This is a genomic window from Flavobacterium hydatis (genome assembly GCF_000737695.1).
Lineage (GTDB): Bacteria > Bacteroidota > Bacteroidia > Flavobacteriales > Flavobacteriaceae > Flavobacterium > Flavobacterium hydatis.
This window is the reverse complement of sequence record NZ_JPRM01000048.1, coordinates 15,061-38,286: the sequence shown is the minus strand read 5'-3', so window position 1 is coordinate 38,286 and position 23,226 is coordinate 15,061. Positions and strand designations below refer to the sequence as shown.

The 23,226-nt window shown below is 32.1% G+C and carries 20 protein-coding genes; 12 read left to right on the top strand and 8 right to left on the bottom strand.

Annotated elements, in window-relative coordinates; genetic code table 11:
• Nucleotides 1-214 precede the first annotated feature (214 nt).
• Both IW20_RS25635 and IW20_RS22350 read right to left on the bottom strand, forming a co-directional pair.
• Nucleotides 215-1,432, bottom strand: a complete 1,218-nt coding sequence (locus IW20_RS25635; protein ID WP_051886117.1) for a hypothetical protein — start codon at nucleotides 1,430-1,432, stop codon at nucleotides 215-217.
• A gap of 233 nt (nucleotides 1,433-1,665) precedes the next feature.
• Nucleotides 1,666-2,685, bottom strand: a complete 1,020-nt coding sequence (locus IW20_RS22350) for a cytochrome-c peroxidase (RefSeq protein ID WP_035627823.1) — start codon at nucleotides 2,683-2,685, stop codon at nucleotides 1,666-1,668.
• Between the two features lie 470 nt (nucleotides 2,686-3,155).
• Between IW20_RS22350 and IW20_RS22345 the strand changes: the two genes are divergently transcribed.
• The 9 genes from IW20_RS22345 (at nucleotide 3,156) to IW20_RS22305 (ending at nucleotide 14,108) form a co-directional block, all read left to right on the top strand.
• Nucleotides 3,156-5,630 (top strand): DUF2339 domain-containing protein, encoded by a 2,475-nt coding sequence (locus IW20_RS22345; RefSeq protein ID WP_316930756.1) that lies wholly within the window; start codon nucleotides 3,156-3,158, stop codon nucleotides 5,628-5,630.
• Nucleotides 5,593-6,843 carry a DUF3999 family protein gene (locus IW20_RS22340; protein WP_051886115.1) on the top strand — a complete coding sequence of 417 codons (1,251 nt, stop codon included), beginning with the start codon at nucleotides 5,593-5,595 and terminating at the stop codon, nucleotides 6,841-6,843. The genes IW20_RS22345 and IW20_RS22340 overlap by 38 nt, the downstream gene beginning before the upstream one ends.
• A 308-nt stretch (nucleotides 6,844-7,151) precedes the next feature.
• Nucleotides 7,152-7,919, top strand: a complete 768-nt coding sequence (locus tag IW20_RS22335) for a ParA family protein (protein WP_035627818.1) — start codon at nucleotides 7,152-7,154, stop codon at nucleotides 7,917-7,919.
• A 5-nt stretch (nucleotides 7,920-7,924) separates the two neighbouring features.
• A complete protein-coding gene (locus IW20_RS22330) occupies nucleotides 7,925-8,824 on the top strand; it encodes a ParB/RepB/Spo0J family partition protein (protein ID WP_035627815.1) in 900 nt (299 codons plus the stop codon).
• On the top strand, nucleotides 8,824-9,387 hold the full coding sequence (locus IW20_RS22325) for a DUF5683 domain-containing protein (RefSeq protein ID WP_035627812.1): 564 nt from the start codon (nucleotides 8,824-8,826) through the stop codon (nucleotides 9,385-9,387). Before IW20_RS22330 ends, IW20_RS22325 begins: the two co-directional genes overlap by 1 nt.
• A gap of 46 nt (nucleotides 9,388-9,433) precedes the next feature.
• Complete coding sequence (gene dapB / locus IW20_RS22320) at nucleotides 9,434-10,132, top strand: 4-hydroxy-tetrahydrodipicolinate reductase (RefSeq protein WP_035627809.1); 699 nt, start codon at nucleotides 9,434-9,436, stop codon at nucleotides 10,130-10,132.
• Between the two features lie 70 nt (nucleotides 10,133-10,202).
• Nucleotides 10,203-11,759: a signal peptidase I gene (gene lepB / locus IW20_RS22315; protein WP_035627807.1), complete on the top strand. Its 1,557-nt coding sequence runs from the start codon at nucleotides 10,203-10,205 to the stop codon at nucleotides 11,757-11,759.
• 43 nt (nucleotides 11,760-11,802) lie between these two features.
• Nucleotides 11,803-13,407 carry a signal peptidase I gene (gene lepB / locus IW20_RS22310; protein ID WP_035627805.1) on the top strand — a complete coding sequence of 535 codons (1,605 nt, stop codon included), beginning with the start codon at nucleotides 11,803-11,805 and terminating at the stop codon, nucleotides 13,405-13,407.
• A gap of 80 nt (nucleotides 13,408-13,487) precedes the next feature.
• On the top strand, nucleotides 13,488-14,108 hold the full coding sequence (locus IW20_RS22305; protein WP_035627802.1) for a WbqC family protein: 621 nt from the start codon (nucleotides 13,488-13,490) through the stop codon (nucleotides 14,106-14,108).
• An 8-nt stretch (nucleotides 14,109-14,116) separates the two neighbouring features.
• On the opposite strand, the gene IW20_RS22300 is transcribed toward IW20_RS22305, so the two are convergent.
• From IW20_RS22300 to IW20_RS22275, 6 genes are all read right to left on the bottom strand, one after another.
• The gene (locus IW20_RS22300) at nucleotides 14,117-15,163 is read right to left on the bottom strand and encodes an endonuclease/exonuclease/phosphatase family protein (RefSeq protein ID WP_035627801.1); all 1,047 of its coding nucleotides are present in this window, start codon (nucleotides 15,161-15,163) and stop codon (nucleotides 14,117-14,119) included.
• A 19-nt stretch (nucleotides 15,164-15,182) separates the two neighbouring features.
• Nucleotides 15,183-16,052: a rhomboid family protein gene (locus IW20_RS22295; protein WP_035627798.1), complete on the bottom strand. Its 870-nt coding sequence runs from the start codon at nucleotides 16,050-16,052 to the stop codon at nucleotides 15,183-15,185.
• Nucleotides 16,053-16,095: 43 nt separating this feature from the next.
• Nucleotides 16,096-16,911, bottom strand: coding sequence for a rhomboid family intramembrane serine protease (locus IW20_RS22290; RefSeq protein ID WP_081912545.1), 816 nt, complete (start codon nucleotides 16,909-16,911; stop codon nucleotides 16,096-16,098).
• Nucleotides 16,908-18,830, bottom strand: coding sequence for a DNA mismatch repair endonuclease MutL (gene mutL / locus IW20_RS22285; protein WP_035627796.1), 1,923 nt, complete (start codon nucleotides 18,828-18,830; stop codon nucleotides 16,908-16,910). The genes IW20_RS22290 and mutL overlap by 4 nt, the downstream gene beginning before the upstream one ends.
• Before the next feature lie 163 nt (nucleotides 18,831-18,993).
• A complete protein-coding gene (gene ribH / locus IW20_RS22280; RefSeq protein ID WP_035627792.1) occupies nucleotides 18,994-19,563 on the bottom strand; it encodes a 6,7-dimethyl-8-ribityllumazine synthase in 570 nt (189 codons plus the stop codon).
• An 87-nt stretch (nucleotides 19,564-19,650) separates the two neighbouring features.
• Nucleotides 19,651-20,436 (bottom strand): tetratricopeptide repeat protein, encoded by a 786-nt coding sequence (locus IW20_RS22275; protein WP_035627789.1) that lies wholly within the window; start codon nucleotides 20,434-20,436, stop codon nucleotides 19,651-19,653.
• A gap of 242 nt (nucleotides 20,437-20,678) precedes the next feature.
• Between IW20_RS22275 and recF the strand changes: the two genes are divergently transcribed.
• The 3 genes from recF to IW20_RS22260 all read left to right on the top strand — a co-directional run bounded on the left by recF (nucleotide 20,679) and on the right by IW20_RS22260 (nucleotide 23,205).
• Nucleotides 20,679-21,758, top strand: coding sequence for a DNA replication/repair protein RecF (gene recF, locus IW20_RS22270; RefSeq protein ID WP_035627786.1), 1,080 nt, complete (start codon nucleotides 20,679-20,681; stop codon nucleotides 21,756-21,758).
• A 63-nt stretch (nucleotides 21,759-21,821) separates the two neighbouring features.
• Nucleotides 21,822-22,517: a thioredoxin domain-containing protein gene (locus IW20_RS22265; protein ID WP_035627784.1), complete on the top strand. Its 696-nt coding sequence runs from the start codon at nucleotides 21,822-21,824 to the stop codon at nucleotides 22,515-22,517.
• A 10-nt stretch (nucleotides 22,518-22,527) separates the two neighbouring features.
• Nucleotides 22,528-23,205 carry a DUF2461 domain-containing protein gene (locus tag IW20_RS22260; protein WP_035627782.1) on the top strand — a complete coding sequence of 226 codons (678 nt, stop codon included), beginning with the start codon at nucleotides 22,528-22,530 and terminating at the stop codon, nucleotides 23,203-23,205.
• The last annotated feature ends 21 nt before the right edge of the window (nucleotides 23,206-23,226 follow it).

The window sequence follows — 23,226 nt, the reverse complement described above, 5'->3', positions numbered from 1 at the left end:
TTTTTTTTCTTTGTGTACTTTGCGGTTAATCTTTACAATAAAATCAGAGAACGGCTATAGCTTCCTGACTGAAATTAAGAAACCAGAAGCTCATTTCCGCTATTCACAAAAGTCTTTTCATTTATTCAATCTCTAACTAGTATTACTTCAAAAAGCCTCTTTCGAATCAATCATTACTTAGTAAAATGATTTGGCTTAAAAATACAATTAACTGTTAGCCCAGAATCGGAAGCTTTGAAGATTTTTTGTATGTTAAAATTGTTTTTCCATCCCAGCAAATCACAAGTTCATTAGTAGTCACCTTTTTAATAACACCTATATATATCTTATTTGGAGTATATACCAAAATAGAATCATTAATATATCTACATTCATAAACATCCCCATTTGTATCATTTACACAATAACGAGAGTTGATTTCGATTTTATTTAAATCCCCTCTCTTATTCGACTCCCATTTTCCATAACAATTAGAAACAATCAGTGGTTCTTTTTTTTCTCCAAAAGTTAAGCTTAAACTCTCTGGTCTTGAAAATTCGTTAATTTTTCGATCTTGGTCTATATTTATTTTATCAAAAAATATTTTCTTGGTATAAATCTTTATAGTTTTCCAATTACTATCTAGAACAGAAATTTTAAAACTTTCTGGAAATCCTATCAAACTGTCTTTATAATACAATGGTAATTTAATGGACTGCGTAGCTTTAACATCTAAAACCAATGGATCTATATTACTGGTCTTTTCACGAAATGCCCAATTTTCACTTATACCCTTTGCTAACCATATAGAATCTGAAGATGTGAAAACAAATGCTTTTCCATCTCTCAAATTCCCTGCCCAGATTTTCTTAAAATCATCTATTGCTAGTGCTATTTGCCGCTTCTTATAAATCTCCTCTTCATTTTTAGAATATTTAAAATCAATCAAAATCACTAATTTCTTATCAGTTTCATTCTTTAAATACAAATTCAAAAATTCATTCTCAATACTGTATTCCTCATAGCTAGGTCGTTGTGTAGTTGCAATAAAAGAAAAACAAGAAAGAAGAAAAATCAATTGTAATGTAATAGGCCGTAATTTTAAAGAAACACTCTCTTTTTTTAGCAATTGATATGAAACAAAAACACTTAAAAGAGCCATGTTGTCCGAGAAATCAACAATTCTATACAATCCAAATAAGTTTACAAAAACTTCTGAAAAAGGACTTTTCCAAAAGATAAAAAACAAAATAGTTCCTAAATGAATCTCTTTCGCTCTTTTAAAAAAAAGCACACTCCAGAAAAAAGGAAAGACAAACAAACCCGCAAAGTCGGATAATTTTCCTGTAACATAATTATGAAAAACATTCTTAAATACCCAATCGTTAAGAATAAGAATAATCAATGAAATAAGAAAAACAGGATGTCCTAATCGAGCTAAATTTTTTAACATGTCAATTTTAAATATTACTTCGACTCAAACATCTAGTTGAGTATGTTTTTTTTTTACCAAATTACTACTAATAAATAATATTTCCATAATTACAGATGCAATTAGCTATGTTTTAAAACTTAAATAAATAGATTTAAAACTCGTACAAATAAAGCAACCAGTCTAAATAAACAAAAAAAAGACTCTTCAAAATTTACTGAAGAGCCTTTTCTTTATTTTAAAAAATCAATTTCTTATTCCTTGTACTTCGCATCAACATCTGCTGTCAGGGTTTTCAAGAAAGCTACCATATCATCGGCATCTTTATCCGAAATATCTTTATTTAATTGTAATTTCCCCATCATCTTTACAGCATCTTTAAGCGAAGCAACTGAACCATCATGAAAATAAGGAGCCGTTTTTTCGACATTTCTCAAACTCGGAACCTTAAACAGGAACTGATCTCCTTCTTTTTTAGTTAAATCAAAAAGACCTTTATCCATTTTTTTACTACCAGTCATTTTAGCGTAATCTCCATAAACCCCAAATTTCTGGAACATCTGCCCTCCAAGTGCCACACCAGCATGGCAGGTAATACAACCATTGTCTATAAAAGAATTTAACCCTTTTTTCTCCTGATCGTTTAGCGCTGATTCATTTCCATCTAGGTAATCATCAAATTTACTTTTAGGAATCAATTTACGTTCAAAAGCTCCTATTGCATTAGCAAGATTGTCAAAGGTAATAGGCTCTTTATCTTTAGGGAACACTTTTTTAAAAAGTAGCTGATATTCAGGAATCCCTCTTAATTTCTTCTCTAAAAATTCCGCATTTGGAATTCCGTGTTCAACAGGATTTAGCAAAGGACCTTTAGCTTGTTCCTCTACATCTTTGGCTCGACCATCCCAAAACTGCATAGAATGAAGTGACGAATAAATAACCGTAGGAGAATTACGTCCACCAAGTTCCTTAGTATCACCCTCAGAAAACGACTTATTATCTACACCAAAAGTAGCAAGGTTATGGCAGGAATTACAACTGATAGTTCCATTTTTAGACAATGCTTTATCATAGAACAACTTCTTACCAAGATCTATTTTCTCTTGCGGTATATCTTCTCCAGTTACTGTTGAAACAGATTTGAAAAAATTAGATGCTTTGGTTAATAATTCTGATTTTTCGACTACTGGAGCTTTTGAGAAATCATGTTCGTTCGATTCTTTCTTGCAGGCTACAAAAGCAAGTCCCGCCATAATTAAGACAACTTTTTTCATTTGAGTATTGATTTAGTTTTGCAAAAGTCAATGTAGAACTCAAGGTGAAATAGTTGCTAATTCCTTAATGTTTCTCCCCTTATTAATAAAGTAGTCTTTACTAAATTTTAAATTCTATTTTTATTAAACTGTTGCATTAAATTAATCCTCGAATTTAAAAAAACAATATTGCGATAAAGCTGATTATTATCATAAAGTAGGTTTTATTTTACAATTAAATCAAATGTACAAATATTGAAAAAAAGTACTCTATTCAAAAAAGAATCAAGAACATCTTAACACTCTAAAGTCCTAAAGCACATTTATTTTAAGATTATTCTATATTTTTTACCCAAATCACCAAATACTTTATACAGATAAAAACTACCAAAACACTTTAACACTATCAAAATGTTATTATATTTACCGCTTGCAATATTTTATTTTATTTGTTTATGGAGACATTTCTATTTTTACTAATATTTGTTTTTTTGGTCTATATACTCAATACCCTTAATAAGCGATTTGACCAAATTGAGAATGACATTTCATCTCTTAATAAAAAATTAGACCAACAAAAAACTACAGAGAAACCAATTGAAAGTATTTCTGTTGCTCCAATTCCTATTGCAAAGAAAGAAGAACCAACTATAACTCCTGAAGAAATAAAACCAATTACTCTTGAGACTGTTAAAGAAGAAATCACCGAGGAAAAAATCCCTGAAAAGGAACTAGAAAAAATTGCTCTTTCGTACAATACCGAAAATACACCAAAACCAGCAGAACCTAAAGAAGCGCCTAAACCTTATGTTCCCCTTCCGCCAGAGAAATCATTCTGGGAAAAATTTAAAGAACAAAATCCTGATTTAGAAAAATTCATTGGTGAAAACTTAATTAACAAAATAGGAATTCTGATTCTTGTTTTAGGAATTAGCTATTTTGTAAAATATGCTATCGATAAAGATTGGATAAACGAACCTGCTCGAGTAGGAATTGGTATTTTAGCTGGCGCATTGGTAATGGGAGTTGCCCATAAATTGCGTAAAAACTACGCAGCCTTTAGCTCCGTTATTGTAGCGGGCGCAATTGCAATATTCTATTTTACGATTGGAATCGCTTTTCATAGTTATCACCTATTTAGTCAGAGTGTAGCTTTTGGCATAATGGTCGTAATTACCGCTTTTAGCGCACTTATATCCTTATCTTACAATAGGATTGAACTTGCTGTACTCTCTTTAATAGGTGGATTTGCCGTTCCTTTTATGGTAAGTACTGGGGAAGGGAATTATGTTGTATTATTTACTTATATCATCATTCTGAATATTGGAATTTTAGCTTTGGCTTATCATAAAAAGTGGAATCTGGTAAATATTCTTGCCTATGTATTCACAATCATATTATATGGTGGCTGGCTGGCTAATGATTTGACTAGCGAAAAACCTCATTATCTAGGAGCACTATTATTTGGATTTGCCTTCTATTTTATTTTTATTTTAATGAATATCATTAATAATATAAGAACAAAAGGAGAATTATCGACTTCACAATTAACCATTTTAGCCAGTAATACATTCTTGTTTTACGCAGCTGGTATGACAATTTTAACAAATTTCCATCCTGAATTAAGAGGTTTATTTACAACCATAATAGCATTACTTAATTTAGTTTATGCCTGGCTTTTGTATAAAAAATTCGGACTTGACAAAAAGGCCGTTTATTTACTTATTGGTTTAACATTAACCTTTGTAACACTAGCAATCCCAATACAGTTTAAAGGAAACTACATAACTTTATTCTGGGCAGCCGAAGCGGTTTTACTATTATGGCTTTCGCAAAAATCAAAAATTGCCAGTTATCGATTTGGATCTGTAATTGTTCATGGCTTAATGGTTATAAGTTTGGCGCTAGATTGGGCTAAGTTCTACGAAAACATAGCCGTTTTAAACATAATCATTAATCCAATATTTATTACCGGATTAGTTGCAATAGCCTCTTTGTTTACCGTTACTTATCTATTAAAACCCGAAACCAAAAACACTGAATTACTTGGTTTTAGTTTTAATCCAGAAAAATATGGGAAATTCACTTTTGGACTAGGTCTTGTAATCGGCTATTTTGTTGGACTGCTTGAAGTAATTTATCAATCTAATTATTATTTTGAAAACTCATATACCGCTGCAGCATTTACAGTAGTATATCATTTATTATTCTTTGCAATAGTCGCTAGTTATTTAGCCCGAAAAAAAACAAATTCTGGTTATCAAGGCATAACCTTAATTGCACTAATCAATATTGTTTTGTTTGCCTTTTGGTTCTCACATTTTGCCTTTGGAGAACATGAAGAAATTATAAGTTCAGGAACAGGAACGCCGTATGCATTTTACTTACATTATATTTCTTTGCTAATAGTTATATATTTTGGTTATCTATTATACCAGATAAATGCTACCAAAGCAATCTTCTCTATATTAAGCAACAAAATCTATATCTGGGCAGCAGCATTTATCCTTATTTATATAGCCAGTACAGAATTAATGCTCCATGGATTAATATTTATGAATTCTCCAATAACAACTGAACAAATTCAGGCAAGTAATCTATACGCAACCTATAAAACGGATTTAGTATACATAAAAGAAACTCTTACTGAAGACGCTATTAGTTTGGCTAGAATTAAAATAATCAAAACTGGCTTTCCAATTCTTTGGGGAGTTCTAGCCTTTGTTTTCCTTATCATAGGAATAAAAAAGCAAACAAAAACAATCCGAATTATTGCTTTGGCATTATTAGGATTAACAATCGTAAAATTATTTTTATACGATATTAGCAACATTTCCGAAACAGGAAAAATCATCTCGTTTATATTATTAGGTATCTTGATTTTGATAATCTCATTTGTTTATCAAAAAATTAAAGTACTCGTTATAGATGAAAACAAACCCAATGAAACTGATGAAGCCGAATAAATTTTTATTTCTATTGTTCTTAGTAAACTTTTCGTTTGCACAATATAATACTACTGCAAAAATAAAAGCAGTAACATCAACTGGATTAAACAAAATCGTTTTGCCGCCAGCAATTCGTTCAGCATCCAAAGAAGATTTAAGTGATTTTAGAATATTTGATTCAAAAGGAATTGAAGTTCCTTATTTCGTTGCGAGAAATGAAAAAGAAACATTTTCTAATTCTTTCGAAGAATATAGTATTGTATCTAAAACCGTTATTCCTAATAAGAGCTCGTCTGTTATTATTGCCAATCCATCAACAAAAAGTATTAATCAGATTTCGCTTTTTATTGCCAATTCCGATGTGGTAAAAACATACAGTCTTTCGGGGAGTAACGACCAAAAAGAATGGTTTGGCTTATCTAATGCACAAAACCTATCTGACCTTAATAGCGATGATAAAACAAATGTTATCAAGACTATATCATTTCCTCTTTCGTCATATCAATTTTTAAAAATCGATTTTGATGACAAAAAAACATTACCGATAAATATACTAAAGGCAGGAAATTATACCCAACAAGTAAAAAACAATTCGCTACAGGAAATAATCCCTAAGAGTAGCTCGCTAACTCAGCTTACAGCAGAAAAGAAAACAAAAATCCACATTGTTTTTGATGCGCCACAGATAATAGATCAAATTACATTTGATATTTCGAAACCAGAATTTTACAAACGAGATGTTACTATTTATAAAAATGCAACTCGAAAAGTAAAACGTAAAACAGAAACGTACGAAGAAAACATTACCTATTTCGAATTAAATTCGGACACAAAAAACACATTCAATGTTCCGCAAATATTCGAGAAAGAAATCTACATCTCTATCGACAATCAGGATAATCCACCATTGGGTGTTGGCGAAATAAAATTCTATCAAATACCCGTTTCTATAGTTACTAGTTTAAATGCGAATGAAAACTATACTATAAAAACAGGAAACAATAATTTGAACGAACCTCAATATGACCTTTCCAATTTCAAGAATAGTATTTCGGCTAATTTACCCGAAGCTTCAATATCCGAAATAAAACAAATTGCTTCTGCAGATACCACAATTCAAAATAAATCTTTCTGGCAACAATCATGGTTTATGTGGATATGCATTATAATTGGCGGAATTGCAATTTTATATTTTACTGCAAGTTTAGTAAAAGACATGAAAAAAGAATAATTAAACAACCTTGAATCTTTATCTGAATAACATTATCTCATTTGAATCAGAAATACTAATTCTCAGGCTATTAATCAACAATCAATTGATATTCAATAGTCTCTAAAAATTTATTATTTTAAATAACGTTCAAATAGAAAAAACTAAACCTGAAACAAATAAATTAAAACCGTCATTAGGAATTATACCTATTTAAAAAACAGTACGCTGCCAAACGACGATTAATCAGGCTTTAACAAATGTTAACAAAATAGATTTTCAAAAACCATAAATAATCGTATTTTTACGGTTCAAAATTCAGAAAATAAATGGGCAAAATCATTGCGATTGCTAATCAAAAAGGAGGCGTTGGAAAGACTACAACATCTGTAAATCTTGCGGCCTCATTAGGTGTTTTAGAAAAAAAAGTATTACTAATAGATGCTGACCCTCAAGCAAATGCTACATCAGGACTTGGTATTGATGTAGAAGTTGTTGAGATTGGAACCTATCAAATACTGGAACACAGTCATACGCCAAAAGAAGCTATTATTCAATGTACAGCTCCAAACGTAGATGTGATTCCGGCTCACATTGACCTTGTTGCTATCGAAATCGAATTGGTCGATAAAGAAAACAGAGAATACATGCTAAAAAAAGCATTAGAAAGTGTTAAAGATGAGTACGATTATATTATTATCGATTGTGCTCCTTCATTAGGACTTTTAACTTTAAATGCTTTAACAGCGGCTGACTCTGTAGTTATCCCTATTCAATGCGAATATTTTGCACTTGAAGGTTTAGGAAAATTACTAAACACGATTAAAAGCATCCAAAAAATTCATAACCCAGACTTAGATATTGAAGGATTGTTACTAACCATGTACGATTCGAGATTACGTTTATCTAATCAAGTTGTTGAAGAGGTTCAAAAACACTTTAACGATATGGTTTTTGATACCGTTATCCAACGAAATGTAAAATTAAGTGAAGCTCCTAGTTTTGGTGAAAGCATTATAAACTATGACGCTACAAGTAAAGGAGCTGTTAATTACATAAACTTGGCTCAAGAAATTATAAAGAAAAACAGTAAATAGTTTTTATGACAAAAGCGATTAAAAAACAAGCCTTAGGAAGAGGACTATCTGCATTATTAAAAGATCCGGAAAATGATATAAAATCCGTTGATGATAAAAATGCTGATAAGGTTGTAGGAAGTATTATAGAGCTTGAAATTAGTGCTATCGAAATAAATCCGTTTCAACCCCGAAGCAATTTTAATGAAGATTCATTACGTGAACTAGCCACTTCTATCAAGGAACTTGGTGTGATTCAACCTATAACTGTTCGAAAATTAGACTTTAATAAATACCAATTAATTTCTGGAGAACGTCGTTTACGTGCTTCAACATTAATTGGCTTAACGCATGTTCCTGCATACATCCGAATTGCAAATGATAACGAATCATTGGTTATGGCATTGGTTGAAAATATTCAACGTCATGACTTAGATCCGATAGAGATTGCACTTTCTTACCAACGTTTGATTGATGAAATCCAGTTAACTCAAGAACAAATGAGTGACCGTGTTGGTAAAAAACGTTCTACAATTGCAAACTACTTACGTCTTTTAAAACTAGATCCGATTATCCAAACTGGTATTCGTGACGGCTTTATTAGTATGGGACATGGTCGTGCAATTATAAACGTTGACGATTTAGATGTTCAGACTGATATTTACCAAAAAATTGTTAGCCGCAACTTATCAGTACGTGAAACAGAAGCTTTGGTAAAAAACTACCACGAAAGTTTAAAACCTAAGCCTGCTGGAAAACCAAAAGCTTCTTCATTTGATATCGAAGAGGATCAAAAAAGCACATTTACAAATTATTTTGGTGCAAAAGTCGACATAAAAGTTGCTGGAAACGGAAAAGGAAAAATTACAATTCCGTTCCACTCAGAAGAAGACTTTGCCAGAATTATCAAATTAATAAACGGGTAGTGAATAAAATAGTTCCCATAGGTCTATTCTTTTTTCTATTAGGAAGCACTACTCTTTTTGCTCAGTCAAAAAAAGAAGAAGCTGCCTTGGTAGCAAAAGACACCCTAAAATCGATTGAGATAGACCCACTTACTCCTGCAAAAGCCGCTTTTTACTCTGCTATTTTACCAGGTTTAGGACAAGCATACAATAAAAAATATTGGAAAATTCCTCTTGTTTATGGAGCAATAGGTACAAGTTTGTATTTCTACATTGATAACAATAAAAAATACCATCAATATAGAGATGCCTACAAGCGAAGGCTTGAAGGCTACAACGATGATGACTATAAATATCTGGACGATAGCAGACTTATTGCAGGTCAAAAATTTTATCAACGTAATCGAGATTTATCTGCCCTAGTAACCTTGGGCTTTTATGTTTTAAATATAATAGATGCAAATGTTGATGCTGCATTAATTCAGTTTAACGTAAATGAAAGATTATCATTACGCCCAGAAATATATCCCGACGATGTAACATTGCGACCAAACGTTGGACTAACATTTAATTACCACTTTTAAATTGCAGTGATAAACTGCAATTTTTGAATTTAAAATAAACATACAAATGAAAATTGCGCTTTTAGGATACGGAAAAATGGGGCAAGTAATCGAAAGAATTGCTTTAGAAAGAGGTCATGAAATTGTCTTAAAGAAAGATGAATTCAATACCTACGAAGGACTTGAGACTGCTAATGTTGCCATCGATTTTAGCGTTCCATCTGCTGCAGTTGCAAACATTTCTAATGCTTTTAATGCTAATGTTCCTGTAGTTTCGGGAACAACAGGCTGGCTAGAACATTATGATGAAATGGTTGCTCTTTGCAATGAAAAAAAGGGAGGTTTTATCTCTAGCTCAAATTTTAGTTTAGGTGTAAATATCTTCTTTGAACTTAATGAGCACTTAGCCAAAATGATGGCTAAATTTGATAGTTACAAAGTTGATATGGAAGAGATTCACCATACTCAAAAACTAGATGCTCCAAGCGGAACAGCTATTTCATTAGCCAAAGGCGTAATCGAAAATAGCGCTTACACAAATTGGACTCTTGATGAAGCTCAGCCAACAGAAATTCATATTGAAGCAAAAAGAATTGGTGCTGTTCCTGGTACACATACCGTAACATACAATTCAGGAATTGACAGTATCGAAATTAAGCATACAGCACACAATCGCGAAGGCTTTGCCCTTGGAGCAGTAATTGCTGCGGAATGGCTAGCAGGAAAGCAAGGTATCTTTACAATGAAAGATGTTCTTGAATTTTAAATAAAAAACAATTTAGAAATATAAAATTCGTTTAACGAAAATTATATTTTAAACTTTAAAACAAATTAGTATGACACTATATTTATGGTTTGTATTCTTTTTAGCAGTGCAAGTTATTCACTTTATAGGAACTTGGAAATTATATGAAGCTGCTGGAAGAAAAAGTTGGGAAGCAGCAATTCCTGTATATAATGCTATTGTACTAATGAAAATTATTGGTCGACCAACTTGGTGGACAATATTGCTTTTTATCCCAATCATTAACTTGATTATGTTTCCGGTAATCTGGATTGAAACTTTAAGAACTTTCGGAAAAAAATCTACATTAGACACTGTTCTAGGTCTTGTAACTTTGGGTTTTTACATCTATTACGTTAATTACACTCAAAAATTAGATTACAATGCTAACAGAAGCCTAACTCCAGAAAGCAAAACTGCCGATACAGTTAGTTCACTTCTTTTTGCTATAATTGTAGCTACTTTAGTTCATACTTATATCGTACAACCATATACAATTCCTACTTCATCATTAGAAAAATCATTACTTATAGGTGACTTTTTATTTGTAAGTAAAGTTAACTACGGACCAAGAGTTCCTATGACAACTATTGCCTTGCCAATGGTACATGACTCTATCCCGATGACTAAACAAAAATCATATCTAAAATGGCCTCAATTACCTTATTTTAGACTTCCTGCTTATGAACAAATAAAACGAACAGATATTGTCGTTTTTAACTGGCCAATGGATACCGTTTATAAGTTTTTTGACACTTCTAAAAGAAGAGCCGACAAACCAATTGACAAAAAATCAAATTATGTAAAAAGATGTGTTGGTGTTCCTGGCGATAGCTTGGCTATAAAAGACGGAATCGTTTACATTAATAACAAAGTTTTAGTTTTACCAGAAAGAGCTAAACCTCAATATTCTTACGCAGTAGCTTTAGACGGAAAAACACCTATTGATTTTGAATCATTATTAAGAGAATTAGATATTACTGATGGTGCAGGTTTTAAAGATGATGTAAAAAAAGATACCTTATATTTTAGAGCTTTAACAGAAGCTAGTGCGGCAAGATTAAGAAATGTTCCAGGAATAACTGATGTAAGAAGAGAAATTGCAAAAGGAGTTGATCCTGGTATTTTCCCTCAGTTAAACAAATGGAATGCCGATAATTTCGGCCCTATTTATATTCCTCAAAAAGGAAAAACAGTTGCATTAACAACTGAATCTTTACCGTTTTACAAAGCGATTATAAAAGAATACGAAGGGAATGATTTACAAGTAAATGGTTCAGAAATTCGTATTAATGGTAAAGTTGCGACAACATATACATTTAAACAAGATTATTATTGGATGATGGGAGATAACCGTCATAACTCTGAAGATAGCCGTTACTGGGGTTACGTTCCAGAAAACCATATTGTAGGAAAACCAGTTTTCATCTGGATGAGCTGGGATACTAACGGTAAAGGAATGAGCAAAGTGCGTTGGGATAGAGTTTTCACTACAGTAAATGGTGAAGGTCAGCCACAATCGTACTTTAAATATTTCTTGTTTGCTCTTGCAGCATTTTTTATCGGTGAGTATTTCTGGAAAAAAAGAAAAGAGAAAAAGAATATCTAATCACTGATACTTAGTTCAATAATCTGACTTAAAAAAAATTGATATGACATTTTATTCATGGTTTGTATTCTTCTTAATTATTCAAATAGTTCATTTTATAGGAACATGGAAACTATATGAAGCAGCAGGAAGAAAAAAATGGGAAGCTGCAATCCCTGTTTACAATGCCATTGTATTAATGAAAATTATCAGTCGACCAACTTGGTGGACAATATTACTTTTTATCCCAATTATTAACCTAATTATGTTTCCAATTGTTTGGATTGAAACCCTACGTACTTTTGGAAAGAAATCTACATTAGATACTATTCTCGGTCTTGTTACCTTCGGATTCTACATCTATTATGTAAACTATACTCAAAAATTAGATTACAATGCAAACAGAAGTTTAAGACCCGAAAACAAAACCGCAGACACACTTAGTTCGCTTCTTTTTGCAATAATTGTTGCAACCTTAGTTCATACCTATTTTATCCAACCCTTTACAATACCAAGTTCATCATTAGAAAAATCATTACTTGTAGGTGATTTTCTGTTTGTAAGCAAGGTTAATTATGGTGCAAGAATACCTATGACCACAGTAGCTTTGCCTATGGTACATGACACTATTCCAGGACTAAAAAAGAAATCATACTTATTTAATGATGATGTAACACAAAAAAACACCTCTCTTTTAAACAAGTTTCAATTACCTTATTTAAGACTTCCTGGTTTCGAAGAAATAAAACGCAATGACATTGTTGTTTTTAATCAACCTGCAGATACTCTTTTGGACATGAATAATTTTTCGCCAGATAGAAATTATTACAAACCAATTGACAAAAAAACCAACTTAGTAAAAAGATGTGTTGGAGTTCCTGGAGATTCTCTAGAGATAAGAAACGGACTCGTTTTTATTAATGGAAAAGAAATGAAGCAAACCGAAAGAGTTAGGCTACAGTTCTCTTACAATATTAAATTTAAGGTTAAATTCTCCTCTTACGAAGAAATTTCAAACCTTTTAAGACAATATGATATTACCGATGATTTAGGTTACGATCCTAAAACAGATACTTATTACGTACAAGCCACCCCAGAAGCAGTTAGCAAAGCCAAGAACAATCCTTATGTAGAAAGTCTTGAGCTAAGAAAAGCAAACAAAGGAGATAGAGATCCTAAAATATTCCCTCATAACAAAGATTACAACTGGAATAATGATTTCTTCGGCCCAATTTATATTCCTCAAAAAGGAAAAACAATTGCTATTAACCTAAAAGTACTTCCTATTTACAAACGTCTAATATCAGAATACGAACGTAATGATTTAGAAGTAAAAGGAAATCAGATTTTCATTAATGGTAAACTTGCTACTACTTACACATTTAAACAAGATTATTATTGGATGATGGGTGACAATAGAGACAACTCTATCGATGCCAGATATTGGGGATTTGTACCTTTTGACCACGTAATAGGGAAACCTGTATTTATATGGATGAGCTGGGATACTCACGGCAAAGGACTAAATAAAGTTCGTTGGGATAGAGTTTTCACTACCGTAGACGGTGAAGGGCAACCACAATCATACTTCAAACATTTCTTATTTCTCTTGGCAGCCTACTTTATTGGCGAATATTTTTGGAGAAAACGAAAAGAGAAAAAAGCATAACACGTTTATTCGTTTAACTGGTTAATCGTTTATTCCTATTTTTAATAATTAAGCGATTAACCAATCAAACAAAAAATCACATGAATTCATTATTACTCCCAACCTACTTTCCTTCAATTAGTCATTGTGCTGTAATGGCTCAATCTGAAAATATTACTTTTGAAGTAGAAGATAATTTCCAGAAACAAACTAACAGAAACCGTACGTATATTTATAGCCCTAACGGAATACAATTACTAAACATTCCTGTTAAGCATTCTAAAAACGCACACCAGAAAACGAAAGAAATTCAGGTAGAAAATGAATTCGATTGGCAAAAACAGCATTTTAAATCACTAGAGGCAGCTTATAGAAGCTCTCCTTTTTTTGAGTTTTTTGAAGATGATATACGCCCATTCTTCGAAAAGAAACATCAATTCCTGATGGACTTAAATTTTGAAGCTTTAGATATAGTTTCAAAATGCCTACGAATGAAATTAGAATACGCTAAGACCTCAGAATACTTTCATGAGGTTGACGCTAGCATTTCGGATTTTAGAGTCTTAGCAAACGGAAAAAAGGACAATAACACATTCGAAAACTACACACAGGTTTTTGATGACAAACATGGCTTTATAAATAACCTAAGTGTATTGGATTTACTTTTTAATGAAGGAAAATTTGCTATGGACTATTTAAGAAATCAAAAAGTGATTATATAATTCACTTACTATTCCATAGAAAGAGTTGCCAAAACAGGGAAATGATCCGAATTTTCGAAATCTGAAAAGCTTTCAAATTTCTTTACTTTCATCTTGCTATCAGCAAAAATATAATCGATTCTTGCAGGATAATAACGGAACTTATAAGTAGCCCCAAATCCTACTCCAGCTTCTTCAAAACTATCTTTTAGTTTTCCTTTTATATTACGGTAAACGTATGAAAAAGGACTATTATTCATATCTCCACAAATAATTAGCGGATACGTACATTCTTTTTTATTCTCTCTAAATATCTCAGCTTGTTCTTGCTGCTGCTTAAATGCTTTACTAATTCTAGAAAGAATAAGTTGTGATTTTTCCTGATTCATTACATCAATATTATCAGAAATCTCATTTACATCGGGCGAAATCTTGATGGACTGCAAATGCATATTATAAACCCTAATAATGTCTTTACCACGCTTAATATCGGCATAGATTACATTATTATTAGAATTCGGAAAAACAATATTACCTTGGTATAATATAGGAAACTTAGAGAAAATTGCCTGACCAGTCTTTATCTTGTTTCCCTCCATGAATATATAACGGTGCGGATAAACCTTTAAATCGATATTAGCAGAATTTGAAAACTCCTGAATACATAAAATATCAGGGTTTTTCTCGTTTATAAACGTTTCTATATCGAGTGGTACATCTTCCCTATCTATCCACTTAAAGACATTAAACAAGCGTACATTATAACTCATTACAGTAAAATCCTTATTACTCTCAACATATTCTTTAGTCGAAAATTTATAGAATTTATTTATAAAAGTAATTCCCATTAAGAGAACCAATCCTGACAAGATCATTCGTTTTTTAAACTGAATTGCCCAATAGAAAAAGAACAATCCATTAAACACAAAAAACAATGGCATAAACAAAGTAAACACCGATAAAAGTGGAAAAATTTTGGGTGCTAAAAAAGGCAAAACATAAGCGCTAAATGTCAATACAGTAAGCACTATATTCAGAAAGAACATTATTTTATTAAACCATGAAAGGTTTTTCATTTTGTATTAATTAATGATTTTACTTTCCCGCTTTAAACAAAAATTCTTTTTCTTCTTTTGTCAAACAATCGTAACCCGACTGACTAATCTTATCTAGGATTTCATCAATTTGTTGTTGCGTTTTGTCTTTGGTAACGATTTTAGAAACCGTAGTTCTTTGCGTTGGTTTATTATTATAATTTTTATGAACTTTCTTAAAAGGAGTTGATGGTGATTTTCTAAATAAATTAGCAAAGAAATCTAAAACACGAGTTACGATCTTACTCAAATCTACTCCACTTTGCAATAGCTTTATAAATAAAAATCCGAAAACAGCTCCAGCAAGATGAGAGATATGTCCTCCCATATTAACAGATCTAAACTGCATAAGATCTAAAACTAAAATAACAAGAGTAATATGCCATAACTTAACATTACCAATAAGTAGCAAACGAATATTCATTAATGGCTGATATGTAGTTGTCGCAACCAAAATTGCCATAATTGCAGCCGAAGCTCCAACCACAGAAGCACTAAGATTTAAAAAATAAAAACTAAGAGCAAATGCTACACCAGCAAAAATTGCACTTAATACATATAATCCTAAATACTGCTTTTCGGTAAAAAAAGTCAAGAACAAAGAACTTGCAAAATTTAAAACCAACATATTAAACAACAAATGCAGAAATCCATCATGAAAGAAAGCATAGGTTAAAAATGTCCATGGCTTGAACAAAAAATCCGATGGATTAGACGATAATGCTAACCAACTTGGTAAAACAAATTGTCCAGTTGAAAACTGATAAAAAAACACCAATGAAATTAAAAAACAAGCAATATTCCAATAAATTACTCGCTGAGCAATACCGCCCATCTTATATTGCAACTTTAAATCGTCTAATATATTCATACGTGTTTTTTTTGTTTAAAATTTAGATAATAAAGCTAAAAAATTAATTCCAACGATTATTATTAAACTGAGTCTTTTTCCAATACCACATCATTAAATATCCTACAAGTGCACCACCAACGTGAGCAAAATGAGCAATTCCTGTACCTCCACTACCAAATAATGAATTTCCTTGGAAACCTAAAAATAAATCGACAGCAATAATTCCTGGTACAAAATACTTCGCTTTTATAGGCACCGGAATAAACATAAGTGCCAACTCAGCATTAGGAAACATGAAAGCAAAAGCTACCAAAAGTCCATAAATAGCACCAGACGCTCCAACCATAGGAGTCTGATTAATTATAGATGCATCGAATAAACTTTTAAAATTAACCTCATTTAATAAATTAATTTTTCCTGCTTCCTCTAAAATTGGTTTAATTCCATCCATAAACAAATCTCCACGATAACTCATACCATCAGAGAAATTAACATTCATTATATGGTGCAATGAATTATCCGACAAACCTAAGCTAGAAGCTCCTTCTAAAGCACTTTGAATTTCATAATAATTAAAACCTAATTGAAGTAAAGCCGCACCTAATCCGCATGAAATATAAAAGAATATAAACTTTTTACCTCCCCAAAAATGTTCTAATGCTGAACCAAAAGAAACCAATGCAAACATATTAAATGCAATATGCATAAATCCTCCATGCATAAACATATGTGTAATAAGCTGCCAAAGTTTAAAATGATAATTCTCTGGGAAATATAATGCAAAATATTGTTCCGAAACCGGCACTAATTGCGAGCCAAGGAAAAAGATAATATTAATTATCAATAATTGTTTTACAACAGGAGTCATGTTCATCATAATGCAAATTTTTTATCTATATCTTCCACACGCATGGTAATGAAAGTAGGTTTTTGAAATGGCGAAATATTTGGATCCTTACAAGCAAAGAGTCCATTTACCAAATTATCTTGTTCTTTTTCTGTTAAGTATGTTCCTGTTTTCACAGCCATACTTTTTGCCATAGATTTGGCAATAGTGTCATTTTGTGAAAAGCTACTTTCCGGAATTCCGTCTTGCAAATCACTTAACAATTGTTCTATAACCAGCGAAACTTCACTTTCGGTGCTGTTTATAGGTATTCCCGAAATAACAATATGTTCTTCGGTTGTAGACTCAAAAACAAAACCAGTATTTACTAGCGATAATTGTAATTCTCTTATAATTTCCATATCCGTAGACGAATAAAACAAATTTAAAGGAAATAACAATTGCTGACTTGAAGCCTGATTAACCGTCATATTATGCAAAAATTGCTCGTATAAAATACGCTGATGTGCACGTTGCTGATCCACAATCACCATTCCTGATTTTATAGGCGAAACAATGTATTTTTTATGTATTTGATAGGTTTTATGAACCGTTTGTTCAATCTCATCATCATTAAATAAAGACGAAGTTACTTCTTCATTCTCAAAAGACATCATCCCTACTTCTTCCGTATCTTGCTTTAAACCTACATATAAACTTTCCCAACTAGCTGTTGGTTCAGGTTTCTTGTAACTAGAATATGAACCAGATCCCGAGGAACTACCTCCCGAACTATAACTCGATCCTGAACTATAACCAGACCCAGAATTTGTATTTGCATAATGTTTATTTGGAGTATCATCTGCAAACGGATTAAAGTTACTATTAACCTGAATCGTAGGAGTTTCTCCTTCTAAATCTTTATAATGGTAAGGTGTATCCAGATTAGCATCACGATCAAAATCTAAAACTGGCGCTACATTAAATTGCCCTAAACTATGTTTTATAGACGCTCTTAAAATTGCATATAAAGCTTGTTCATCATCAAACTTAATTTCAGTTTTTGTCGGATGAATATTGATATCGATTGTATTAGGCGGCACAGATAAATACAAGAAATAACTTGGTTGCGCACCATCTTTTAAAATTCCCTCATAAGCAGCCATAACAGCATGATGCAAATAACTACTTTTAATAAAACGGTCATTAACAAAGAAAAACTGTTCTCCTCTACTCTTTTTAGCAAACTCTGGTTTACTAACAAATCCTTTTATAGCAACGATTTCGGTCTCTTCATTTACAGGAACCAACTTTTCATTGGTTTTACCAGCAAAGATTCCAACAATACGTTGTCTAAAACTAGAAGCGGGTAAATTATACATTTCACTTCCGTTATGATAAAAAGTAAAATGAATATTAGCATGCGCCAAGGCTACACGCTGAAACTCATCCATAACATGACGAAATTCAACTATATCCGACTTTAAAAAGTTTCTACGAGCCGGAATATTAAAAAATAGGTTTTTAACCGCAAATGAAGTCCCTTTTGGTAAAACGGCTACTTCTTGCGAAACAAATTTACTTCCTTCAATAATAATATGAGTTCCTAATTCTTCCTGTTCCTGTTTGGTTTTCATTTCCATGTGAGCAATCGCAGCTATAGAAGCAAGCGCTTCACCACGAAATCCTTTTGTATGTAATGAAAATAAATCTTCGGCCTGGCGAATTTTTGAAGTCGCATGACGCTCAAAACACAAACGCGAATCGGTAACACTCATCCCTGAACCATTATCGATTACTTGTACCAATGACTTTCCTGCATCTTTGATGATTAATTTAATATCCGTTGCTTTAGCATCAACTGCGTTTTCTAAAAGCTCTTTCACCACCGAAGCAGGTCTTTGAACGACTTCTCCAGCAGCAATTTGATTGGCAACGTGATCAGGAAGTAATTGTATAATACTCGACATTAAGAAAAAATAGATTAAAGGTTAAGGTTTAAAGTTTCAAAACCAAGAAGCACAAATTTAATGAATTTTAGCTGGTTTTTTTGGCTTAGGGACTCATAAAAAAAACAAAAAACCTATACTATTTTTACACAGTATAGGTTTAAGTATTCTTACAAATGTGTTTTTATTTTTCTAGTTCCAATGGTTTGTCTTCTATTTGAAGCGCACCAGCTGATAACAACTGTTGGTTTTGAAACTGATTTAAAGAAGCTTGTTGGCGGATGTATGCCATTTTTATTGCTGCAATAGCAGCCTCGGTACCTTTGTTACCATGAACACCACCACTTCTATCAATAGATTGTTGTATATTATTATCTGTTAACACACAGAAAATAACTGGAATATCAGTTTGAACATTCAAATCTTTAATTCCTTGAGTTACGCCTTCGCATACAAAATCAAAATGCTTAGTTTGTCCCTGGATTACACATCCAATTACAATTACAGCATCAACGTTTTGAGTTTGTAACATTTTTTTTGCTCCATATATCAACTCAAAACTCCCAGGAACATTCCATCGGATAATGTGTTGTGCAGGAACTTGATTTTCAATAAGTGTTTCAAAAGCGCCATTATAAAGCCCTTCTGTTATACTGTCATTCCATTCAGAAACAACAATCCCAAATCGAAAATCTTTCGCATTTGGGACTGTGTTTTTATCGTAATCGGATAAATTTTTATTTTCGGTAGCCATCTGTATATTTTAGATTTTAGATATTAGACTTAAGATTTCAGATTCTTAAATACAAATCTACAATCTTAAATCTACAATCTAATATTTTTATTGTGCCAAACCAATCAAAACATCAACAGAAGCTGCTTCTGGAGTTGCCTCGTAGTTCTCTTTTACGTCTGTAAAATACTTAAGAGCATCTGATTTTTGACCTAAAGCCAAAGCAGTTTTTCCAGCTTTTAGTAAGAAACGTGGCGTAGTAAAATCATTTTTATTTAATTCAGCAGCTTTTACGTAATAGTCTAAAGCCTCTTTTTGTTGATTTTTTTGAGAATAAGCATCACCAATTGCTCCTTTAGCCAAAGCTCCTAAAATTAAATCTTTAGAGCTAAATTTACCTAAGTAAGTAATTGCCTCATCATATTTACCAGTGTTTAAGTATGCAACACCAGCATAATAGTTTGCTAAATTTCCAGCATCAGTTCCTGAATACTCTTCTGCGATTTTTAAAAATCCAAATTTACCTTCAGAACCATTTAATGATAATTTATATAAAGAATCACTAGCTACACCATTAGTTGCTTTTTCAAAGTTTTGTTGAGCAACAAACATTTCATTAGCAGCTTCATCTTGTTTAGGAGCAGCAATAAATTTTTGGTAAGCTAAATAACCTACAGTTCCTACAGCAATTGCAGCAACTAATCCAATAATAATTTTCTGGTTTCTAGCAACCCAATCCTCTGTCTTAGAAGCAGTTTCATCTAATTTAGAAAAAACTTCAGCAGTCTTACTGTTTTTTCCATCAAGAATTACTTGTTGTTCTTCATTAACAACCTCATCTTTAACTTCCTTTTCTTTTGGTGCTTTATATCCTCTTTTATTGTAAGTAGCCATTTAAAATTAATTTAGTGAACGGCAAAAATAAAATTTTTATTGAAACTTACATGAAAAAAATCAATTTTATATTTATTTTTAAAAAAAATCCTTCAAAAACGGACTTTTACACACCGTAAAATCAAAAAAAATCACACTCAATGTCCCAAAAAACGGTTTTTATCGATATTTTTCAATAATTTGCACACGCTTAAAAATTGTCACCTAAAAACAATAAAAAGCTTTATTTCAGCAATTTACAGATGTATCTAAAAAAGATTTCTTTATTCAACTATAAAAATTTTTCCGAAGCCAATTTCGAATTTGACAAAAAAATAAATTGTTTTGTTGGAAAAAACGGTATTGGAAAAACCAATGTACTCGATGCTATCTATCATTTAGCTTACGGAAAAAGCTATTTCAATCCCTTGGCAGTACAAAACATCAAGCATGGAGAAGAGTTTTTCGTAATAGATGCCGAGATAGAAAAAAATGAACGAAACGAACAAATAGTTTGCAGTTTAAAAAAAGGACAGAAAAAAATCCTAAAAAGAAACGGTAAAGCCTACGATAAATTCTCAGACCATATTGGTTTTATTCCTTTAGTAATAATTTCCCCTGCCGACAGGGATTTAATTGTTGAAGGAAGCGAAACCCGTCGTAAATTTATGGATACCGTTATTTCGCAACTAGACTCTCATTATCTTCAACAACTTATTCAATACCAAAAAGTAATTAGCCAGCGTAACGCGCTACTTAAATATTTTGCATTGAATCATGTTTTTGATAACGACACCTTATCTATATATAATGAGCAATTGGATAGTTACGGAAAAACTATTTTCGATAAAAGAAAACAGTTTATCGAAGCTTTTATTCCGATTTTCAATACACATCATCAAGCGATAACTGGCTCCGAAGAAACAGTTCAGTTAGTTTACGAAAGTCATTTGTTCGAAAAAGACCTATTAACTCTTTTGAGAGAAAACATTAATAAGGACCGAGCCTTGCATTATACAAGTGTCGGAATACATAAGGATGATTTATCATTTGAAATTGACCATCATCCCATTAAAAAATTCGGCTCTCAAGGACAACAAAAATCTTTCCTGATTGCATTAAAATTGGCTCAATTTGAATTCTTAAAAAAACAAAGCGGCGTAAAACCGCTGCTGCTTTTTGATGACATCTTTGATAAATTAGACGAAAGTCGCGTTGCCAAAATTATCGAGATGGTAAACAAAGATACTTTCGGACAACTTTTTATTTCTGATACACATCCTGAGCGAACTGAAACCATTGTAAAATCGACACATCAGACTTATAAAATATTTAATTTATGATTTTGTGCAGCTTTCAAAATTAAAAAAACGCTTAAATTAGCCTACACATTTAAATTCAAGATTATGAAATTCCCACAAACATTCCTTATTGTAATCGCATTCGTACTTGCATCTTGCAACGGACAATCAAGCAAAAATGTCGCGGTTATTGAACCAGCCGCTTTCGCGGAAAAAATAAAAACTACTGAAAACCCTCAGATTTTAGACGTAAGAACTCCAGACGAATTTGCATCTGAACATATTGACAATGCTGTAAATGTGAACTGGAATGCCGAAGATTTCGCAACAAAAGCGGCAACTTACGATAAATCTAAACCTGTTTTTGTTTATTGTTTAAGTGGTGGAAGAAGTAAAAAAGCAACTCAAAAATTACAAGAATTAGGCTTTACAACTATATACGAACTTGATGGCGGAATAATGAAATGGAACGCCGAGGGATTCTCTAAACCTAGTACCAAAGCGACAGGAATGACAAGCGAGGAATATGCAGCTTTATTAAATACTGATAAAAAAGTCTTGATTGATTTTTATGCTGAATGGTGTGGTCCTTGCAAACAAATGACTCCTTACCTTACGAAGATGCAAAAAGAGCTAGCCGACAAAGTAGTTATTATTCGCATAGACGTTGACCAGAATAAAACCTTGGTAAAAGATATGAAAATTGACCAACTTCCTACGCTATTATTATATGAGAACAAGGAAGTAAAATGGAAAAACACAGGATTTATTAGTGAGGCCGATTTAAAAAAACAACTATAAAACTAAAAATATGCTTACCAAAGAAAGTTTACAATTTTTAGATGATTTAAAAGTCAATAACAACAGAGATTGGTTTTTGGAAAACAAAAAACGTTATGAAATCTTCAAGAAAGATTACCATCAACTAGTTGCCGATTTTCTGGACGCCATGAAACCTATGGATCCTTCACTGGAATTACTAGAAGTAAAAAATTGTACTTTCCGAATTAATCGTGACATCCGCTTCTCTAAAGATAAATCTCCTTATAAAGCACATCTTGGTGTTTGGCTTTCTACTGGTGTAAAAGGACAAAACCGTGCTGGATATTATGTACACATCGAAAAAGGCGCAAGTTTTATAGCTGGTGGTTTTTATTCGCCAGAAGCAGACGATTTAAAAAAAGTACGTAAAGAAATCGCATTCTTCCATGATGATTTAGAAGCCATCATTGCCGATAAAAATTTCAAGAAAGAATTCGAAAGCTTAGATGTAACCGAAACAAATTCGCTTAAAAACCCACCACGCGGATATGAGAAAGATCATCCTGCCATTGAGTTTTTAAAATTAAAAAGCTTTACTGCTACGCAAAAATACGACATCAAAGAAGTAACACAGAAAGATTTCGTTGCCAAAATGAGTCAAAAACTTATTGCACTAAAACCTTTAAACGAATTCATCAATCGCGCTTTAACGACTGATGAGTTTTAAAACAATTTAAAAAGTTTTCGC